General features: G+C 63.6%; 17 protein-coding genes. 9 read left to right on the plus strand and 8 right to left on the minus strand.

Translation table 11 applies throughout. From position 1 onward, the window contains the following. Positions 1–2 precede the first annotated feature (2 nt). Entirely contained in the window at positions 3–2,873 is a 2,871-nt protein-coding gene (locus tag ACFQ24_RS00260) for a TonB-dependent receptor plug domain-containing protein (RefSeq protein ID WP_380908201.1), read from the plus strand. A 125-nt stretch (positions 2,874–2,998) separates the two neighbouring features. Here ACFQ24_RS00260 and ctrA read toward each other — a convergent pair whose 3' ends face one another. Then, positions 2,999–3,706 carry a response regulator transcription factor CtrA gene (gene ctrA, locus ACFQ24_RS00265; RefSeq protein WP_066767510.1) on the minus strand — a complete coding sequence of 236 codons (708 nt, stop codon included), beginning with the start codon at positions 3,704–3,706 and terminating at the stop codon, positions 2,999–3,001. A 253-nt stretch (positions 3,707–3,959) separates the two neighbouring features. Next, on the minus strand, positions 3,960–4,853 hold the full coding sequence (locus ACFQ24_RS00270; protein WP_380908203.1) for a LysR family transcriptional regulator: 894 nt from the start codon (positions 4,851–4,853) through the stop codon (positions 3,960–3,962). 107 nt (positions 4,854–4,960) lie between these two features. Here ACFQ24_RS00270 and ACFQ24_RS00275 point away from each other — a divergent pair, with 107 nt between their 5' ends. Continuing rightward, entirely contained in the window at positions 4,961–5,680 is a 720-nt protein-coding gene (locus tag ACFQ24_RS00275; protein WP_380908205.1) for a pirin family protein, read from the plus strand. 112 nt (positions 5,681–5,792) lie between these two features. Continuing rightward, positions 5,793–6,392, plus strand: a complete 600-nt coding sequence (gene wrbA / locus ACFQ24_RS00280) for an NAD(P)H:quinone oxidoreductase (protein ID WP_380908207.1) — start codon at positions 5,793–5,795, stop codon at positions 6,390–6,392. Positions 6,393–6,460: 68 nt separating this feature from the next. Here wrbA and ACFQ24_RS00285 read toward each other — a convergent pair whose 3' ends face one another. Further along, complete coding sequence (locus tag ACFQ24_RS00285; protein WP_380908209.1) at positions 6,461–7,417, minus strand: acyltransferase family protein; 957 nt, start codon at positions 7,415–7,417, stop codon at positions 6,461–6,463. A 63-nt stretch (positions 7,418–7,480) separates the two neighbouring features. On the opposite strand from ACFQ24_RS00285, the gene ACFQ24_RS00290 reads away from it, so the two are divergent. From ACFQ24_RS00290 to ACFQ24_RS00305, 4 genes are all read left to right on the plus strand, one after another. Further along, positions 7,481–8,158, plus strand: a complete 678-nt coding sequence (locus ACFQ24_RS00290; RefSeq protein ID WP_380908210.1) for an RluA family pseudouridine synthase — start codon at positions 7,481–7,483, stop codon at positions 8,156–8,158. Further along, positions 8,145–8,549, plus strand: a complete 405-nt coding sequence (arfB, locus tag ACFQ24_RS00295; protein ID WP_380908212.1) for an alternative ribosome rescue aminoacyl-tRNA hydrolase ArfB — start codon at positions 8,145–8,147, stop codon at positions 8,547–8,549. Before ACFQ24_RS00290 ends, arfB begins: the two co-directional genes overlap by 14 nt. A 45-nt stretch (positions 8,550–8,594) precedes the next feature. Next, positions 8,595–9,080, plus strand: a complete 486-nt coding sequence (locus ACFQ24_RS00300; RefSeq protein ID WP_380908214.1) for a GAF domain-containing protein — start codon at positions 8,595–8,597, stop codon at positions 9,078–9,080. 150 nt (positions 9,081–9,230) lie between these two features. Next, the gene (locus tag ACFQ24_RS00305) at positions 9,231–10,247 is read left to right on the plus strand and encodes an RcnB family protein (protein WP_380908216.1); all 1,017 of its coding nucleotides are present in this window, start codon (positions 9,231–9,233) and stop codon (positions 10,245–10,247) included. A gap of 1 nt (position 10,248) precedes the next feature. Here ACFQ24_RS00305 and ACFQ24_RS00310 read toward each other — a convergent pair whose 3' ends face one another. The 3 genes from ACFQ24_RS00310 to ACFQ24_RS00320 form a co-directional block, all read right to left on the minus strand. Next, positions 10,249–12,537 (minus strand): putative bifunctional diguanylate cyclase/phosphodiesterase, encoded by a 2,289-nt coding sequence (locus ACFQ24_RS00310; RefSeq protein ID WP_380908218.1) that lies wholly within the window; start codon positions 12,535–12,537, stop codon positions 10,249–10,251. A gap of 334 nt (positions 12,538–12,871) precedes the next feature. After that, complete coding sequence (locus ACFQ24_RS00315; RefSeq protein ID WP_380908220.1) at positions 12,872–13,687, minus strand: arginyltransferase; 816 nt, start codon at positions 13,685–13,687, stop codon at positions 12,872–12,874. Between the two features lie 111 nt (positions 13,688–13,798). Then, positions 13,799–15,046: a threonine ammonia-lyase gene (locus ACFQ24_RS00320; protein WP_380908222.1), complete on the minus strand. Its 1,248-nt coding sequence runs from the start codon at positions 15,044–15,046 to the stop codon at positions 13,799–13,801. Between the two features lie 94 nt (positions 15,047–15,140). On the opposite strand from ACFQ24_RS00320, the gene ACFQ24_RS00325 reads away from it, so the two are divergent. Further along, positions 15,141–16,010 (plus strand): NAD(P)-dependent oxidoreductase, encoded by an 870-nt coding sequence (locus tag ACFQ24_RS00325; RefSeq protein ID WP_380908224.1) that lies wholly within the window; start codon positions 15,141–15,143, stop codon positions 16,008–16,010. After that, on the plus strand, positions 16,007–17,755 hold the full coding sequence (locus ACFQ24_RS00330) for an amidohydrolase (protein ID WP_380908226.1): 1,749 nt from the start codon (positions 16,007–16,009) through the stop codon (positions 17,753–17,755). The genes ACFQ24_RS00325 and ACFQ24_RS00330 overlap by 4 nt, the downstream gene beginning before the upstream one ends. On the opposite strand, the gene ACFQ24_RS00335 is transcribed toward ACFQ24_RS00330, so the two are convergent. Continuing rightward, a complete protein-coding gene (locus tag ACFQ24_RS00335; protein ID WP_380908228.1) occupies positions 17,724–18,854 on the minus strand; it encodes a glycosyltransferase in 1,131 nt (376 codons plus the stop codon). The genes ACFQ24_RS00330 and ACFQ24_RS00335 overlap by 32 nt on opposite strands. Positions 18,855–18,857: 3 nt before the next feature. Further along, positions 18,858–20,228 (minus strand): exopolysaccharide biosynthesis polyprenyl glycosylphosphotransferase, encoded by a 1,371-nt coding sequence (locus ACFQ24_RS00340; RefSeq protein ID WP_380908230.1) that lies wholly within the window; start codon positions 20,226–20,228, stop codon positions 18,858–18,860. Positions 20,229–20,301 lie beyond the last annotated feature (73 nt).

Raw genomic sequence — 20,301 nt, forward strand, 5'->3', positions numbered from 1 at the left:
CAATGCCGATGCGCCAATTGCTGGCGGGGGTTTCCCTCGCCATATGCCTTGCTTCGCCCAGTCAACTTCTCGCGGCGCCGTCGACCGACGCCAGCCTAAGCCAGCGCCACCGGTTCGACATTCATGTCCAACCGTTGAGCGGCGCGCTTCGGCAATTATCCACCCAATCGGGGGTCCGCATCCTCTTCCCCTATGACGAAGTCGCATCGATCCGCAGCCGTCGTATTCAGGGGTGGATGTCGACGCAGCAGGCGCTCTCCCGCCTGCTTGCAGGCACGGAATTGCGGTCGTCGGAAGCAGGCGTCGGCGTCATAGCCCTTGCCGTTCCGTCTAATCGTGGCGTAGCCTGGCGAAATCCGCTGGCACTCCAGCTTGCGCAAGCGAGCGTTCCAGGCGCGACGGGCACGGCGGTCGGCATGGCACCCGCGCCTGAACCAGTGGAGGATTCGACCCCCATCATCGTGACAGGCACGCGCACCACGACCCGCACGGTTGCCGAAAGCCTGGCGCCGATCGACGTGCTGGGCCAGAAGGATCTAGAAGCGAGCGGCAAGCAATCGGTGCGAGACCTGCTCGGCACGCTCGTCCCATCTATTAACGTGTCCAACAACGGTGCCGGGGCGAGTTGGGCGGTACGCACCCTGTCGCTTCGCGGCTTGGGCGGCGACCAGTTGCTTGTGCTCGTCAACGGCAAGCGGCGTCACAACAGCGCCACGCTGTTCATCAACGGGTCGGTGCAGAACGGACAATCCCCGCCGGACCTGGACCTGATCCCCGGGAACGCCATCAGCCGGATCGAAGTGCTTCGCGACGGGGCGTCGGCCCAATATGGTTCGGACGCGATCGCCGGGGTGGTCAACGTCATCCTAAAGAACGACACGTCCGGCGGCGCAGCGCTGACGCTGGGCAGCACGGCCGACAATGGTGGATGGCAGGGCCGCATTCAGGCTGACCAGGGTTTCTCGCTCGGCCCCGATGGCGGTTATGTGCATATCTCCGGCGACGCGGTGCTGCAGGACAACACGGTCGTCGCGGGCTCGCCCATCGCCTGCGCCGGCCCGGCGAACTGCACGGGCCTCAACGCCTGGTATCCTTCGGTGAACCGCGTCGCCGATCCGCGCAATACCAGCGTGAACCGCTACCGCGCCAAATATGGCCAGCCGCAGGTGATCGGGGGCAATATCGGCTATGACGCCATGCTGCCGGTCGGTGACGCGTTCGAGCTCTACAGCTTCGGCACCGCTTCCAAGCGCCATGCCGCCGGCTGGCTGACCTATCGCTTGCCCGCCGCGAACAACAATATCTATACCACCTATCCGGAAGGCTATATTCCGCGCATCCATGTCCGGGACGAGGATTATCAGGTCGCGCTGGGATTACGGGGCGAGATTGGCAGCGGCGTGAATTTCGATCTGTCGAGCAGCTATGCGCGGGACAAGGTCGGTTACAGCCAGACGACCACGCTCAACCCTTCGCTCGGCACGGCAAGCCCGACCACCATGTATCTGGGCAACATCCAGTTCGACGAGTGGGTGACGAACCTCGACCTGACAAAGGAGTTCGACCTGGGTCTGGCCAAGCCGGTCGCCCTCGCCGTCGGCGCGGAATATCGCGAAGACACGTTCCACATCCGGCCGGGCGAACCGGCCTCCTATATCAATGGCGGCTACCGCTTCCCGGCGGGCCATCATCTTGCAGGGCAATTTGCCGCCGGCATCGGATCACAGGGCGTCAGCGGCTTTCCACCGGAAGGATCGGGCAAATGGAGCCGCAACAACTGGAGCGCCTATGTAAACATTGAGGGCGCCATCGTAGAAGGCGTTGAGTTCGGCTTGGCCGGGCGGCACGAGGATTATTCCGACTTCGGCACTACCGATACGGGCAAGGCGTCGATCCGCATCGAACCGGTGCGTGGCATCGCTTTGCGCGGCACGGCGAGCACCGGGTTCCGCGCTCCCACGCTCCAGCAGCAACATTATGCCTCCGCATCCACTATCGGCGTCGTCATCAATGGCGAGAATGTGCTCCGTCCGGTACAGGCGCTTCCCGTCGACAGTCCCGCTGCCCGCGCCCTGGGCGCTGTTCCGCTGAAGCCCGAGAAGTCCACCAATTTCTCGGCCGGGATCGTGCTGACCCCGGCGCCCAACCTCAACCTGACCGTCGACGCCTATCAGATCAAGGTGAAGGACCGCATCCTGCTGAGCGAGACGTTGCAGGGCCCGGCGGTCGTCAACATCTTGCGCGCCAACGGAATTCAGGAAGTGTTCGGCGCGCTGATCTTCTCCAACGCCGCAGACACGCGCACCCGCGGTCTGGACATCGTGGGCACATACCGCGCTGGCCTCGGCGACATGGGGCTGGCGACGATCAGCCTCTCCGCCAACTTCAACCGGACGAAGTTCACCCATATCGACCCACCCGTCACCGGCGGGGCAGGCGTCGCCTTTATCGGCCGCGCACGCCAGGGCGACCTGTCGGAGGGCACGCCACGCGACAAGTTCATCGCCAACATCCTGTGGGAAAAGGACGCGTTCAACCTTAATCTGCGCGCGACGCGCTACGGCAAAATCTATGCCCGGGCTGGCGCCACCAGCCTCGTCACGTCAGACTGGGTCGCCTGCACGCCTGCTTCTTCCACCTGCACCGCGCAGTTTGTGGATAATGTCGTCGATCCCAAGGTGATCCTTGACCTCGAAGCCGGGGTGAAACTCACCAAGGGGGTCAAGCTCTCGGTGGGCGCGAACAACCTGCTCAACACCTATCCTTCCAAGCTCAAGCCCGCCAGCCAGGTCGCGGGTAACCTGTACAACGCCTATGCGCCGTACGGCATTAGCGGCGGCTTCTATTATGGAAGGCTGAATCTCGAGTTCTGACGAGAAAGCGTAGTTCCCGCTCGCGCCTGCATGGGTACGAGCGGGGCCGGCACCGATCTGAACCAAAAAAGGCCGACGTCGATGCGACGCCGGCCTTTCATCATGAATCTCCGAAGAAGAGGGTGTCAGGCGACCTTGGCCTGCTGCTCCGGCAGCTCGTCAGGATCGCGCAGCACATAGCCGCGACCCCAGACGGTCTCGATATAATTGTCCCCGCCGCACGCCAGCGCCAGCTTCTTGCGCAGCTTGCAGATGAAAACGTCGATGATCTTCAATTCCGGCTCGTCCATTCCGCCGTACAGGTGGTTCAGGAACATTTCCTTCGTCAGCGTCGTGCCCTTGCGGAGCGAGAGCAGCTCCAGCATGGCATATTCTTTGCCGGTCAGGTGGACGCGATTGCCGTCGACCTCGACCGTCTTCGCGTCGAGATTGACCGACAACTTGCCGGTGCGGATCACCGACTGCGAATGGCCCTTCGACCGGCGGACAACCGCATGAATACGCGCGATCAGCTCTTCGCGATGGAAAGGCTTGGTCACATAATCGTCCGCACCGAAACCGAACGACCGGACCTTGCTGTCCATTTCGCTGATGCCCGACAGGATCAGAACCGGCGTCTGGACCTTGGCCGCGCGCAACTTTTTCAGCACGTCATAGCCGTGCATGTCGGGCAGGTTCAGGTCGAGACAGATGATGTCATAATCATAGAGCTTGCCGAGGTCCAAACCCTCCTCGCCAAGGTCGGTGGTATAGACGTTGAAGCCTTCGGTCGTGAGCATAAGCTCGATCGCCTTGGCGGTGGTCGGTTCGTCCTCGATCAGCAGCACGCGCATGTGAAGCCCCTTGTCCGTCGCAGTCCCGTTCACCCACCAGAACGGCTTGCGTTCAAATTCATTAACCAAAAAACTTCTGAAGGACAAAGGTTAATTATTCGCTAACCGGCAGGAATAGGCGAGTCGTGCAGTTTCGAATCTATTTACGAACAGTTGAGGCCGAAACATTCCTTGATGAGTCAATATTAAATCGGCTGCGAAACGAGGCTAGAACGCCCGCGGTCCTTGTGTTGAAGCGAATAATTTTCTCGCATCAGCAGCCATGATGCCGCGCCAGGAAATCGAGCAGGGCTTCTACCCGGGCGGGCCTCAGGCGCGACGGTGGCGTCACGAGATGAAGGCCGAAGGGCGGCGGTCTCCATTCCAGCAAAATCTCTTCCAGTTCGCCTTTCGCCAGCGCCTCTCCAACAATGAAGTCGGGCAGTCGGGCGATGCCGACACCCTGCCGCAAGGCGGGCAACATGGCTTCGCCGCTGTTGACCGTAAGGCGACTGCGCACCTGCACCGCGACATTTTGCTGACCCGGCCCTGCAAAGCGCCAGACGTCCGGGGTCGTCACGTTGGAATAGCAAAGACAGTCATGCGCGGACAGGTCGGACGGATGTCGGGGCCGTCCCCGCCCGTCGAGATAGGCGGGCGAGGCGATCACATGCATGGTGACGTCGGACAGTCGGCGCGCGCGCAGCGAACTGTCAGGCATGTCGGCAATGCGTATCGTGGCGTCGAGCCCCATTTCGACGATGTCGATCCGCGCATCCGACAGGTGCAGGTCGACGTCCACCAGGGGATTGGCCTTGGTGAATTCCGCCACCAGCGGCGCGACACGCAGAAGGCCGAACGTCATAGGCGCGCCAAGCCTTACAACGCCGGACAACTCCGACGTCTCGTCCTTCGCCGCCTCTTCCGCCGCCTGCCCCTCGGCCATGATACGTCGCGCGTGGTCGGCGAGACGCTTGCCGCTCTCCGTGAGCGACAGTCGGCGGCTCGTCCGGTTGAAGAGACTGGTATCAAGATGCTCTTCCAGCCGAGTCACCGCCTTGGACACCGTAGCCTTGGACACGCTCAGAGCCTTGGCCGCGTCGGTGAAGCTCCGGTGTTCGACCACGGCCGCGAACATGGCCCATGCCTCGAAATCAGGTAGGCGCATAAAGAAACAATCCGTTTCATACCGGCTTGTTTATGAAACAATCCTGAGGACTAAATTGTAGAAACGCAAGGTGGAAGCTGCCGCTTCCGCAACGAAAAGGATCGATAATGACCACGACCACCGCGAGCCGCATCGAGCGCCGCCCTTTCGCGTCGCTGGGCCATGCTGATCATGGCTGGCTCAACGCCCGCCACCATTTCTCCTTCGCCGACTATTATGACGAAGAGCGGATGCACTGGGGTGCGATCCGGGTCTGGAACGACGATGAAATCGCTCCGCGATCCGGTTTTCCGCCGCATCCCCATGCCGACATGGAGATCATAACCTATGTCCGCACTGGCGCGATCACGCATCAGGACAGCCTCGGCAACAAGGGTCGCACCGCCGCCGGAGACGTGCAGGTCATGTCCGCCGGCACCGGCATCCGCCACGCGGAATATAATCTGGAGGATGAAACCACCACGCTCTTCCAAATCTGGATCATGCCATCCGTCAGGGGCGGTCAGCCCAGTTGGGGTGCCAAGCCATTCCCCAAGGGCGACCGGTCCGGCAAGCTGGTCGTTCTTGCCAGCGGGCACGATGACGATCGGGAGGCACTGCGCATTCGGGCCGACTGCCGCCTTCTGGGCGGCACGATCAAAGCCGGTGAGAGCGTAACCTATGAAAGTGCGCCCGGCCGCCATCTCTATATGGTCCCAGCGACTGGCCGCATCGAGATAGATGGCCAGACTTTCGAAGCGCGCGATGGAGCGGCAATCATCGGCGGCGATCCGATCACCATCACGGCGATCGAGGACGCGGAGATCGTGCTCGTCGACAGCCTTTGACCTGACCGGCCTGCCCCGCCCAACTTCGGGGCGGCCGCGGCCGTCCGCACCCCCTTCTCCCATGCGGGCGGCCCCCTTTCCTTCCCCCAACGACTTTTCGAGGAGACTAAACATGGCTAAGGTGCTGGTTCTCTATTATTCGTCCTACGGCCATATCGAAACGATGGCGAAGGCAGTGGCTGAAGGCGCCGCTGCTGCTGGCGCGCAAGTCGACATCAAGCGCGTGCCCGAAACCGCGCCGCTTGAAGTGGCCAAGAATGCCCACTTCAAGCTGGATCAGGACGCGCCAGTGGCGACCGTGGCGGAGCTTGCGGAGTATGACGCGATCATTATAGGCACCGGCACACGCTTTGGCCGCATGTCCAGCCAGATGGCGGCTTTTCTCGACCAAGCCGGCGGCCTATGGGCGCGCGGCGCGCTGAATGGGAAAGTGGGCGGCGCGTTCACATCGACCGCTTCACAGCATGGCGGGCAGGAAACGACACTCTTCTCCATCATCACCAACCTCCTTCACTTCGGTATGGTGATCGTCGGCCTCGACTATGGCCATACGGAACAGATGGGCGTGGACAAGGTCCGCGGCGGCGCGCCCTATGGCGCGACGACCATCGCTGATGGCGACGGCAGCCGCCAGCCCGCGCCAGAAGAGCTTGAAGGCGCGCGCTACCAGGGCCGCCGCATCGCGGAGACGGCGATCAAGCTGCACGGCTGATCCGAGCGTCTTCGTAAATTGCAGAAGCCCGGTGCCTTCGCTGCTGGCACCGGGCTTTTTGCCCCATCCTAAAGCAGCCAGCGGCTTGCCTTTGGCGAGCAGCTTATGGCCTTCCACAGCCCCCAAGGAACAACGAGCGCGACCGCGAACAAAGCATATTTCGACAGGTAAGGCGTCAAGTAGTGGATCACCGCCACATGGCAGTACATGATCACCATCGAAGCCCGGCCGAGGGCGGCGAGCAACCCCGCACCCGGTGCTATCAAGGCTGACAGCCGGAATGTCAGAAATGATGTCGCCACCGCCGCGCCAATCGACAGAAGGGGCCAACCATAATCTGCCGCTTTCATGTTCAGCGTCGGAAACAGTCCCCCTAGCCCGCAGAGAGCAAGAGCGAGCAGCGGCAGAACCATCCAGTTCCGCCACCGGATGCGCGGCCAGACAGCGCCGATCCACAGTAGAATGAACGCCATCGGGACCGTGATCAGCCCAAGCGGTGACGCGCTCGCCCATCCTGACACGCAGGAGGCGATCGCCATCGCTATCAGCGGAAGGGTCCATTCCCGATCCAGCGGATCGGGGAGTCGCGCCGACACCAGATTGAAGAGGATGCGCGCTATCATGAGGCAGGGGACGAACCAGAAAATGGTATAAGGCCCCCGCAACCACGACCCGCCCAGCAGGATCGGCAGGATATCTTCCGGCCACTGGTCGAACACGGGCCGCTGCCCCTTGATCCGCTCGACAATCTGATCAACGCAGACGAGCAGTATCAGATAGACCGCATAGGGACGCATCTGACCGAGCAATTGGCGCCTGGTGAACGCGCCCACCGGGTGCGGCCGCGACAACATGCCGGACAGAAGGAAGAACAGCGGCATGTGGAAGGAGTAGATCGCGTCGCGCACCGGACCGTGCGTCCACACATGGCCTGCCACGACGGCAACGATGCCGATCCCGCGCGCGACATCGACCCAGTCAAGGCGAAATTGCGCCTGCGGCCTGCCCTGCCCTCTGTTGTCCATCGCCACCCTGCCCTATAGGATGGCCGGCCAACGTCAATTCCCCCCTTCGATCGGAAGATCCTTTTGCCTTTGCTGACCGACCATGTGCTGTTCATTGATGGAGAGGCGCTGATCATCGACAAGCCCGCCGGCTTGCCGGTCGATGCCCCGCGCGACGGATCGATGTCGCTCGAAAATCATCTGTCGTCGCTGACGTTCGGCTTCCAGCGCTGGCCTCTCCCGGTGCATCGACTGGATCGCGACACCAGCGGATGCCTCCTGCTGGCCCGCAATCCCAAGGCGCACAAGCGGTTCGCGGGCGCATTCGAAGCCGGAACTGTAACCAAGCGATACATTGCCGTTGTCGGCGGCGTACCGGAAGAAGAGGAAGGCACGATCGCCCTGTCGCTCAAGAAGGTCAGCAGCCCAAGCCAGGGCTGGCGCATGATCGCGGCCAAGGCGGGCAAGCCCGCGGTAACGCACTGGCGCAAGCTGGCGGCACGCGACGGTCGCGCGCTGATCGCCTTCACCCCCGAAACAGGCCGCACGCATCAGATCCGCGTCCATGCCGAACACGGGCTTGGCTTTGGCATATCGGGCGACCCCGTCTATGGCGATGGCGCTGGCCCCATGCTGCTGCACAGCCGGTTCATCAGCGTTCCGCGCGGCGGCAAGCCGCCGGCGGAGGCCACTGCGCCACTGCCCGCCACTTTCCTTGCTGCCGGTTTCGGCCCTGAGATGCTGGACGATGCCGGACTTTGAAATCCCGGAAGACGCGCTGGAAGAGCGTTTCATCACCGGCGGGGGGCCGGGCGGCCAGAATGTGAACAAGGTCGCGACCGCCGTCCAACTGCGCGTCAACCTGTTCAAGCTCGGCTTGCCGGTCCACGCCTATCGCAAGATCAGGACGCTCGCCGGTTCCCGACTGACGTCCGCCAACGAAATCGTCATCCAGGCCAATCGGTTTCGCACGCAGGAAGCCAACCGCCAGGATGCCCGAGACAGGCTGGCGGAGATGATCGCGAAAGCGCATGAACGCGATGCCCGGCGCATCGCCACGAAGCCCGGCAAGGCAGCCAAGGCCAGGCGGGTCGATGCGAAGAAGGCCAGGAGCTCCGTCAAGGAAGGACGCGGCAAGGTGCGGCTGGATTGATAAGCGCTATGGTTCTGACGCGATCCAGCGCCTATATGTCGCGCCATGTACGATTTTGCCCCCGTTGATACGGCCGACAAGCAGACCCTCCACGACGATCTTCTGTCAGCTGCCAAAGCGCTGACGGCGGGGGAACCCGATGCGGTCGCCAATATGGCAAATCTGGCGGCGCTTGTCTGGCAGTTCCTGCCGGACCTCAACTGGGCCGGCTTCTACCGGATGGTGGAAGGAGAACTCGTCCTGGGGCCTTTCCAGGGCAAGCCCGCCTGCATCCGCATCCCACTGGGCCGCGGTGTATGCGGCACTGCCGCCGCGACGCGCGCGACGCAGCTCGTTGAAGATGTGCACGCCTTTCCGGGGCACATTGCGTGCGACGCCGCCAGCGCTTCGGAAATCGTGGTTCCCATCATCCATGAAGGCGAACTGATCGGCGTGCTCGATCTGGACAGCCCCTTGCCCGCGCGCTTCGACGCGGTCGATGCCCTGGCGCTGGAGAAGCTGATGGCGGCGGTCGCAGCGCGCCTTCGCTGATCTAAGCGGCAACCGAAGATTTGCCATCGCCCCGTTTCGGGACAGGTGCAACCGCCGCAGGGTGACGCACGCCGGATCAACATGCTAAACGTCGCGTTAGGGAGTTGAACCGCCTGCCTTGAAGCGCGCGGAATCGAGGGAGCATCGACGATGAGGATTGCGGGCCTTCTGCTGATTGGCGCGACCCTCCTGCCCGCTGCCGCCGGTGCAGAACCGGGCGGCCCGGCGCATATGGGGACGGGAATGTCGCGTCCCGCCGGTGGCGCATGGACCGGCGGGCATCGGTGGGGTCCGCGCCATAATGGCCGCTGGTATGCCGGGTGGCGCGCGCCAGGCGGATGGAACGGCTATCGCCGCCCTGTCTATGGATATGTCCTGCCGCGATACTGGGTCAGCCCGAACTACTATATCGCCAATTCCAGGGCCTATGGTCTTCCTGCGCCAGCCTATGGCTATGGCTGGTCGCGCTACTATGACGATGCCGTCATGACCGACCGTTGGGGCCGCGTGTATGACTACCGCACCGGCATCGACTGGGATCGCTATGAAGGCGGCTACGGGCCGGATGAAGCCGGGTATGGAGGCGAACCGCGCCGCGACAATGGCGGCGGCGGCGCGGCGGTCGGCGCCGTGGTAGGCGGGATCGCTGGCAACCGCATTGCCGGCCGTGGCAATCACACCTTGGGTACTCTGGTCGGCGCAGGGGTCGGTGCTGTTGCCGGCGCGGCGATCGACAAGGCGGAGGACCGGGGCCGGGCGTTGCCGCCGCAAGGCGAGCGGCCCGGCGCGGCCTATGATGATTATGTCGATGACGGCGTCACCAGCCAGAATGATTTTGAGGGGCGCTGGACCGGCACATGGACGACGGACGACGGCCGGAAGGTCAGCGGCACGTATGAAGGGCGTTTTGAAGGCGAAGTGCGGGGCGCAGGCGTTGAGTACGACACGCCGCCCTATGACGGACTGCCGCACTGGTCGAACTCGGGCATGGGGGCGCCTGCGGGCGGATATATAGCGAACGGCTATTATTACCCGGCACCTATCGTGACTACCGTCACCGTACAACCCGCGACGACGACGACGACCACGACCACCTACCTCACCAAGAAGGTCCGTTATCTGAAGTTGGCGCCGGGCAGAACCGTCCGGCATTGCCGCTGCAAATAGTTCATTCCTGAGCGGCGATGAGGGCGCGGGTCGCTTCTAGCGGAAGCGGCCGTCCGAAATAATAGCCCTGGGCCACCATGCAGCCGAGCGCCAACAGATGGTCGGCCTGCACACGCGTCTCAACGCCCTCGGCAACCACTTCCATGCCGAAACTGCCGCCAAGCTTCACGATGGCATCGACGATGGCGGCATTGCCTTCGTCCCGCTCCACATCCTGGACGAAGCTGCGGTCGATCTTGATGACGTCGACCGGATATTGTTTCAGATGGCTGAGGGATGCAAAACCCGTCCCAAAATCGTCCAACGCCAGCCTGACGCCGGCATCGGCGAAGTGACGCATGGCGCGCGCGACCTGATCGCCACCGTTGTCCAGCAACACGCTTTCCGTGACTTCGATCTCGAAATGCGCGGCCGGAATGTCCATTCGGTGCAGGTGATCCAGGACGCGATCGGAAAAATCACCCTGTGCGAAATCGGCGGGGGAAGCGTTGATCGCCACGCGGCCCGGATTCAGACCTTTGCGTAACCAGAACCTGAGGTCGGCCGTGACGCTTTCGAGCATCTGCACGGTCAGTGCCACCGCCAGCTCGCTATGGAGGAACGCGGCGGCGATCGCGCCAGGCAACTGGATGCCGAGGCGGGGGTGACGCCATCGCAGCAAGGCTTCGAACCCGAGCAGGCGGCCGGTGCGCATATCCACCTTGGGCTGATAGTAAGGCACGACCAGCCGGTCGGCGACGATCTCCCGCGCCATATGGATCATGGATGTGCGCTGCTGGGCTTCGGCCCGCAACTCCGAATGAAACATCGTCAGCCGGGCGCGTCCGCCGCGCTTCGAGGCATAGAGGGCCAGGTCCGCCGCCTTCAGCAAATCGTCCGCGCGATCCGCATGATCGCCAAAGATCGCCCCGCCGATGCTGACACCGAATTCCAGTAGGCGACCCTGATGGGCAACCGGAGTCCGGCATCCCTCCATCAGATCACGGCTCAAGGACTCAAGCCCGGCCTGGCTGTCGATCGTCGGCGCGATCAGGCCGAATTCGTCGCCGCCAAGCCGACCAAGCACGGCGTCGGCCGGCGCGACAGCAGAGAGTTTTTCCGCAAAAGCGCAGAGCAGTGCGTCTCCCGCATCATGACCCAGCGCATCATTGGTTCTCTTCAGATCGTCGACGTCCAGCATCAGCAGCCCAAACCGGTTGCCCTGCTTGTGCGCCTTCGCCGCCAATGTCTCCAGCGAGGCCTGCCACAATGTGCGGTTCGGCAGGCGCGTCATGGAATCATGGGTCGCCGCCCATCGAATGCGCTCCTCCGCGTTCCGCTCTTCAGTGACGTCGAGGTAGGTCACGATGATGCGGGATAGTGCGCCGCCATCCGTTCGGGTCGTCCACCCGGTGCTCCTGATCCAGCGCAGGGCACCATTGTCGGCGCGGTGAATGCGCAAGGTCGCCTCGAAATGGAGCGGCACCGTTCCTTGCGCGACCGCATCGAGCATTTGCTTGAGCCGGTCGCGATCCTCAGGATGCACCAGACTGAGCGCCAGTTCGGTCGTCGCGGGCTGGTCGGCGGAAATGCCCAGCATGTTGCGAAACTCGGCCGACCATGTCCGCACGCCCGTTGTGCAATCGAAATCCCAGATGCCCAGACGCGCCGATTGGATGGCCAGTCGGAACCGTTCCTCGCTCTCGCTGAGCGCGCTGCGCGCCAGCTTTTCGGCATGCACGTCCTCCAGCGTCCCGTACCAGCGGACCACCCGGCCGTCCGCGTCTTTCCTGGGCGCTGCCCGAGCGCGCATCCACCGATATCCTCCATCCCGCAGCAGGACGCGATATTCGATGTCGACCGGCGCTCCGCTGACAAGATTGCCAGTCCAGACGGCGATGGTCCGTTCCATGTCATCGGGATGAAGCGCGCCGATCCAGCCAGTACCGAGTGCTTGGTCGGGGCGCATGCCGGTCAATTCGAACCAGCGCGGTCCAACTTCCTGGATGCTGCCGTCCGGGCCAGCCGTCCACGGCACCTGCGGGCTGAGTTCGAACGACCAGCGATAATGCTCCCGGCTTTCCGCCAGAGCCTTTGACAAATCGCCGGCTGCGTTGCAGTCCTCCATATGTTCCAGGGTGCCGCGCCAGCAAATTGAGGAGTCGGGTTCGTCAACCCGTTCCAGCTTCACGCGGAACCAGCGCCGCCGCTCATTATAGCCGCGGATTTGAACAAGCAGGGGCTCATCCTGCGTTTGAACCAACGCGGCGTGCAGCACATTCCGTCGATGCTCCGCGGTCAGCAGCGTCATCCAGCCCAGTCCGGCAGGGTCCGCAGCGAAACAAGTCCGCGCATGCGCGCACCCCTGCTCCAGTAAAATCAGCCGACCTCGGCGATCAGCCGACCAGCACAGCGGCGGCGGCCGATCCAACCGGGACAATGTAGACAGGTCATTCGCCGGCAGCAGCGCATCTGGAAAACAGAGGCCAGTATCCAGCGCGCTGCGCATTCCGGAAAATCGATGATCTGCCAAGCGGTCCATGAGCCGCCCAAATCCTTCCGCACTGGTCCTCACCAACTGCGGAAATTAGCGCAAGGAGTTAAAGAAATTCATACCGCTGCGGCGGAGTTACCGCTAACCTGGATTAGCGTCGAAGAACGGCCGCCAGTTCTGTAGGAAGCGATTGTTCGTGCTGCGCGTGCGATTGCCGCGACGCGTCCTGATCCTCCGGATTGAACCGGACCCATCCATGGCGACCGAGCTTTTCCAGCGGCTGGTAGCGCACCTTATATTGCATCCGCTGCGACCCTTCCACCCAGTATCCGAGATAGACATAAGGCAGGCCGGCGGCGGCCGCGCGGACCAGATGGTCCATGATGATATAATTGCCCAGGCCGGGACGATGCTCCAGCTCGGTATCGAAAAAGCTGTATATCATCGACAGGCCGTCACCCTGACGATCGGTGAGGCATGCCCCCACCAACTTGCCCGGACGGCCATCGGCATCGGGCTCGCGATATTCGATCACATAGCTGTCGACCGGGGTTTGCTCGACCATGTCGGCAAAATCCATCTCGTCCATTTCGGTCATTCCGCCGCCCGGATGCCGGGCCTGGAGATAGCGCCGAAGAAGCGCATACTGCTCCTCGGTGGACCATGGCTTGCACGCCGTGACATGCAGGTCGCTGTTCCGGCGCAGCACCTTGCGCTGGGTTGCGTTGGGCCGGAATTGCTTCGCCAGGACGCGCACCGACACACAGGCGGAGCAATCAGCGCAACTGGGTCGATAGGCGACATTCTGGCTGCGCCTGAACCCGATGCGGCCAAGCGCGTCGTTGAGTTCCGACGCGTTGTCGCCGCTCAATTCCGTGAAGACCTTCCGCTCGTTCTTACCCGGAAGATAGGGGCAAGGACTGGGGTTGGTGACGAAGAAACGGGGGAATCGAAACGGCGCGGTCATGCCCCGCCCTCCGATTCCATCTTCATCCTCATTGCGTCCATCGTCGGTTTATGGCGTCACGTCGCCCGGCTGAAAAGGGCATTTACCACGAAAATTGCAGGGCATCGGCTTTCATGCGACTTCAATGGGAGCGACTTCATATCCCGCTTCGCGAAGCGCGGCGATAAGCCTTTGAAGATGGGCACCGTCGCGCGTTTCGCACTCGACATCCAGGCTAAGGCCCTTGGCCGGCAGATTCGTGAAGATGCGCTGATGCGACAGCTCCAGGATGTTCACGGCTTCCTGGTCGAAGATGCGCGCGACATGAAACAGGGCGCCGGGACGGTCCTGAAGGATGATGCGCAGACGGGCGAGACGGCCCGAGCGCGCAAGATCGCGCAACAGCACATTGGCCAGCAGGCGCGTGTCGATATTGCCGCCCGTCAGCACCAACCCGACATTGCGGCCGACAAACTGCTCGCGATAGGTCAGCAGCGCCGCGAGGCCCGCAGCGCCCGCGCCCTCCACGACCGTCTTCTCGATCTGCAGAAGCAGGCTGACGGCCTCCTCCAGCCGCCGCTCCGACACCAGCAACACCTCGTCCGCCAGCCGTTCGACCACGCGGCGGGTGATATCGCCCGGTTGCTTGACGGCGATGCCTTCCGCCAGCGTGTCGCCGTCGCAGGCCAGATCGCCGCCCTTGATGAAGCTGTACATCGACGGATAAAGCTCGGCCTGGACACCGACCATCCGGATGTCCGGCTTCATCGCCCTGGCCGCAGTCGCCATGCCGGAAAACAAGCCCCCGCCGCCGATCGGCACGACCAACGTGTCGATCTGCGGCGCATCCTCCAGCATCTCCAGCGCCACGGTGCCCTGCCCCGCCATGATGTCCGGCTCGTCGAAGGGATGGATAAAGGTCAACCCCTGCTCCACCTCCAACTTGCGCGCGTGGGCGTAGGCGTCGTCGAACTTCTCGCCGAATTGCACGACCGTGGCGCCGTGGCCGCGGGTCTGCGTCACCTTCACGATCGGGGTGGTCGTAGGCATTACGATGGTCACCGGAACGCCTAGGCGCTTGCCATGATAGGCAAGCCCCTGCGCATGATTGCCGGCCGAAGCGGCGATCACGCCCTTTTCCTTCGACGCCTCGTCCAGTTGCAGCAGTCGGTTGAGCGCGCCGCGCTCCTTATAAGCAGCGGTGAACTGAAGATTTTCGAACTTCAGATAGATGCTGCACCCCAGCATGTCCGACAGCGTCTGGCTGATCAGCGTCGGCGTTTTCACGATCGAACCTGCAATGCGGGTCCGCGCCGCAAGAACGTCGTCAACGGTGATGGGCAGCGGCAGAGCGCTTTCGATCCTGGCAAGCGTGTTCATGCGCGCGCCGTAAAGCAAAATTGCGGCGGAAGAAACTGGCACTGGTCGAAAACTCGCCCTATGGCGGTTCGAACGCAGCAAATGTACGAGGCTTATGGCTAATATCGCGTTTATCGGTCTGGGCGTCATGGGTGGCCCGATGGCGGGACATCTGGCGAAAGCAGGCCATAGTCTCACGGTTTACAACCGCTCGATCGGCAAGGCGAAAACCTGGACCGAAACCTATGGCGGCACGGTCGCGATCACGCCTGCCAAAGCGGCCGAAGAGGCGGATATCGTCATCAGTTGCGTCGGCAATGACGATGACCTGTCGCAGATCACATTGGGCCGCGACGGCGCATTCCGTGCGATGCGCGAAGGCAGCCTGTTCATCGACCACACCACCGTTTCGGCGCGCATAGCCCGGCAGTTGTTCGTGGAGGCCGAGAGCCGCGGCATTCATAGCGTCGATGCGCCCGTCTCCGGCGGACAGGCGGGCGCTGAAAACGGCAAGCTGTCCGTCATGTGCGGCGGCAGCGAGCCTGCGGTCGCCGCCGCGCGGATCGTGATGCAGGCCTATGCCGCCCGTATCATCCATGTCGGCGCGGCCGGTGCGGGGCAGACGACCAAGATGGTGAACCAGATCTGCATCGGCGGCGTGCTGCAGGGGCTGGCGGAAGCGCTGCGTTTCGCCCAGGCAGCCGAACTCGACCTCGACAAGGTGTTCGACGCCGTGTCCGGCGGGGCGGCGCAAAGCTGGCAGATGGAAAATCGCTGGAAAACCATGGCGCAGGACAGTTTCGACTTCGGCTTCGCGGTCGATTGGATGCGCAAGGATTTGGGCCTCGCTCTGGAAGAAGCCCGCGCAAACGGCGCCAGCCTGCCGGTGACGGCGATGGTCGATCAGTTCTACGCCGATGTGCAGGCCATGGGCGGCGGCCGACAGGACACCAGCTCGCTGGTGCGCAGGATGACGCGCGCATGAGGATATCCCGGCTGGCAGCGATCGCCATGATGGCGTTGCCCACCCCCGCCCTTGCCTCCGGCGTGATCGACAATGTGAACGGCATCGCGCTGGACGCCAACGGGCGGATCGTCCGCTTCGGCGCGCTCCAGATCGACGATGAGGGCAAGGTCGAAAAGCTGATCCAGGGTCGGTATCAGGAACCGGAATATAGGCCCAAAAAGCCGAAGAAGGGCCAGCCATGGCCGGAACGCCCCAAAGGTCCTACCTTCAAGCTGGACGCCGGGGGCAAGACGCTGATCCCCGGCCTGATCGACGCGCACGGCCATGTGATGGGCTATGGCCTCTCCCTCGTCACGCTCGATCTGTCCGAAACAACTTCGTTGGCCGAAGCTCAGGCCAAGATCCGCGCCTATGTCACCGCCAATCCGGGCCTCAAGTGGATCATCGGCACGGGCTGGAATCAGGAGAAATGGGGCCTTGGCCGCTTCCCGACGGCAGAAGAACTCGATGCGGCCATTCGCGACATGCCGGTATGGCTGGAACGGGTGGACGGCCATGCCGGCTGGGCCAACAGCGCGGCGATCCGTGCCGCGGGCATTACCGCAGCGACCAAAGCACCGGCGGGCGGGCGCTTCGAAATAGCCGCGGGCAAGCCGGCAGGCGTGTTCGTCGACAAGGCGATGGACCTGATCCAGAAGGTGGTGCCGCCCCCTGCTCCCAAGGACCGGGACATCGCTCTGGAAAAGGCGCAGCGCGCGCTCCTGGCCCAAGGCGTCACCGGCATTGCCGACATGGGCACCAGCATCGAGGATTGGCAGGCGTTCAGGCGCGCGGCGGACCGCGGCGCGCTGCGCGTGCGGATCATGTCCTACGCTTACGGGCTCGACAATATGATCGCCATCGCCGGGCCGGAACCTACGCCCTGGCTCTATGATGATCATCTGCGCATGGGTGGGATCAAGCTGCTGCTCGACGGCGCGTTGGGATCGCGCGGCGCATGGTTGCGCGCCGATTATGCCGACGCACCCGGCCAGCGCGGGCTGCCGATGATCCCGGATACCCAATTGCGCAACATCATGAGCCGCGCGGCAATGGACAATTTCCAGGTGGCGGTCCACGCGATCGGCGACGCGGCCAACCGCGAAGTGCTGAACGCCATTGAGGAGTTGAACGACACCTACAAGGGCGAGCGGCGCTGGCGGATCGAACATGCGCAGATCGTCGATCCCGCCGATCTGCCGCGCTTCAAGCCGCTGGGGGTCATCGCATCGATGCAGCCGGTGCATGAGGCGTCGGACTGGCGCATGGCGACGGCGCGCCTCGGCGAAGCGCGCCTTGCCGGCGCCTATGCGTGGAAGACGATGCTGAACAATGGCGTACCGCTTGCGTTCGGATCGGACGTGCCGGTTGAGAGCCCCAACCCGTTTTCGGGCATCGCCGTCGCCATGAGCCGCGAGGACGTAAAGGGCGAGCCGGTCGGCGGCTGGATGCCCGCGCAGCGGGTGAGCTTCGAGGCGGCGCTGGACGGCTTCACGCGGCAGGCGGCCTATGCGGGCTTTGCGGAAAAGAAGTTCGGCAATCTGGCGGTGGGGCAGCGCGCCGACTTCCTGCTGATTGACCGGGACATTTCGGCCGCGCAGCCCACCGAAATCCGCCAGACGCAGGTGCTGGAAACCTGGATCGGCGGCAAACGCGTCTATGTGAAGGGGCAGGACGTCGGCAGCTCGCCGCTCAGCGCGACTTCGCCGGATTCCACACGGTAACCGTGCGGCCCGTCATTGCGCGAGCCACGCCTTGTAGCGTCGCGGCATAGGCGATCAGCACATCCACCAGCGCCGCGAAGGGTCCGCTCTTCGCCCGCACGCCGATCCAGATGACGAGGCCGACCGCAATCGCGCCGCTCATATAGAGGACCGGCGACAGGCGCATCGCCAGCGCGCCGGCGGCTGCAGCGCCGATGAGGATGAAGACGCCGCCGAACCAGCGGACGATCTTGCGTGATGCATATTTGAAGCGGTCGATCGCCGCCATCCGCCTGAGTTGTGGGCGCAAATGGCCGTGCGTGTGCCAGGATCGAGCCGCGATCCGTACCTTGCGCCGATATTCATCCTGGCGCGCGGTCACCAATCGCTCGCGGGCAATGACATCCCTCGCCTTTACGAGCCGCTTGCCCGCGAAGATCACGGCCATGGATACGGTAAGGTCATCCAGCACGCCGTCGGGAAAAGTCGGGTACAGGGGTTTGCGGATCGAGAAGATGGAACCGTCCGCCCCCAGCACATTGCCGGTGCGGGATTCCTCATCCTTCAGGCGCTCCTCGATCCGCCAGTAGAGCGACCCTATCGAAGCGGTGGCGCTCTCGTCCGCGCCGACATAATGCAGCGACCCCAGCACGCCACCGACGTCCGGATCGGCATAGCGAGCCAGCAGCCGCCCGATCGCTTCTTCGTCCAGCAGGACGTTGGCGTCGGTGAAGATGAGCACGTCGCCCGCCGCCCGCGCGGCGAGCTGCTTCATGCCGTGCGCCTTGCCGCTGCGACCGGGGCCACGGACGAGCGTCACGAGATCGCCCTGCGCTGCGATAAGGTCGCCGGTGCCGTCCGTGGACCCATCATCGAAAGCGAGGATTTCAAGGCTGGGGTGCAGCCGCTTCAACGTTGCCAGATTGGCCAGCTTTTCCGGCATGGCCGCCGCCTCGTTATAGGCGCAGAAGAGAAGCGACGCGCTCGAGGGCGCGGTGGAGACTGGATGTTCCGGCCTGGACGGCAGCAATCGCAGGATGAGAGGATAAAAGAGGAAGGGCCAGGCGACCGCCACCAGGCAAAGCAGCACTATGGCTGCCAGGAACAGATCGATCGTCATGCGTCAATACGCCTTGTGGTGGACGAGCACGCCCAGCGTCGCCACGATGATGCGCAGATCGCGCCAGATCGACCAGTCGCTGACATATTCCAGGTCGGACTGAAGCCGGTCGATCAAGTCCTGATGGTGATCCGTCGCGCCCCGATGGCCGCGCACCTGCGCCAGGCCCGTCATGCCCGGCTTGATGCAATGGCGGGCCCAATAACGCGCATCGACCTCCCAATAGAGAGTGTCGCCCGCTTTTGCGGCAGCGGCGTGAGGACGGGGGCCGACGATGCTCATGTCGCCCTTCAACACGTTGAAGAGTTGCGGCAGCTCATCGATGCTTGTCCTGCGCAGGAAGGCACCCACCGGCGTCACGCGATCGTCGTCCCGCCGGGTCAGCGTCGCGGCCTGATGATCGCTCGCCTCCGTCCGCATCGACCGGAACTTGTAGATGGAAAAGGATCTCGCATCCTTGCCGATCCGCGGCTGGCGGAAGAGGATGGGGCCGGCGCTGGTGAGCTTCACGGCAAGCGCGGCTGCGATGAGAATGGGCGACAGCAGCAGAGTCGCGACGCCGGCGACCAGCAGATCGAACAGGCGTTTGACCAGCCGATCGCGAAACTGGAGCGGACCGCCGGCGACGATGATCGTGGGCTGGCCGTCAAATTCGTCCACCCGCGCAGGCGCGAAGCGGAGCAGTTCGGGCACAACGATCTCGCCGCGTGCCGACAGCGACTTGAGCGCTGCCGACCAGTCGTCCATCCGCTCCAATGGACAGGCGACAATCACCCGTTCCGCCATGCCGACCGCTGCCGCCAGCCGCGCGGCCATGTCAGCGTCGTGCCGCTCGGGATGGAGGTTCGCCGCGTCGGCGCGGATCAGCTCGACATGGCGGCCCGCTACGACATCCACGCCGTCGAGGATGACGGCGGTCAGATGCGGCACATCGCCAAGCAGCCTGACCGCGAGCCGGGCGACCGCGAGCCGCACCAGCGCCAGAGCCACACCGCCCAGCCCGAGGCCCGTGATGAATGTCAGACGCGACAGTTGCTCGGCGATCTTGCCCAGATAGACGATCAGCAGCATCAACAGCGCCGCCTGCGCCAATGCCCAGAGCGCGCGCGAGATGCCGCGCCGAACCCGGTCCAGCGTGTTGATGCCATAGGCCCCGCCCTTCACCGCCAGCAGGGCGTAAAGCGGCGCGACCATCGCGAACATGACGATGCCGTGCGGCTTGCCGGGCTCCCCCCACAACGCGCCGAGCACCAGCCAGTTGGCCGCGAGGAAAGCGCAGAACAGTCCCGCCATGTCGCCCGCGAGGCACAGCGCATAAAGCCGCAGGCGCACGATTTCCTTGGAGACGGTCACGGAAGGGCCTTGCATCATCATGAAGCTGTTTCGTTGGCACCGCGCGCGACCGGTGGCAAGGGGCGACGCTGGATGCAGTCACTCGCCGCGGCGT

The sequence above is a fragment of the Sphingobium olei genome (assembly GCF_042678845.1).
Lineage (GTDB): Bacteria > Pseudomonadota > Alphaproteobacteria > Sphingomonadales > Sphingomonadaceae > Sphingobium > Sphingobium olei.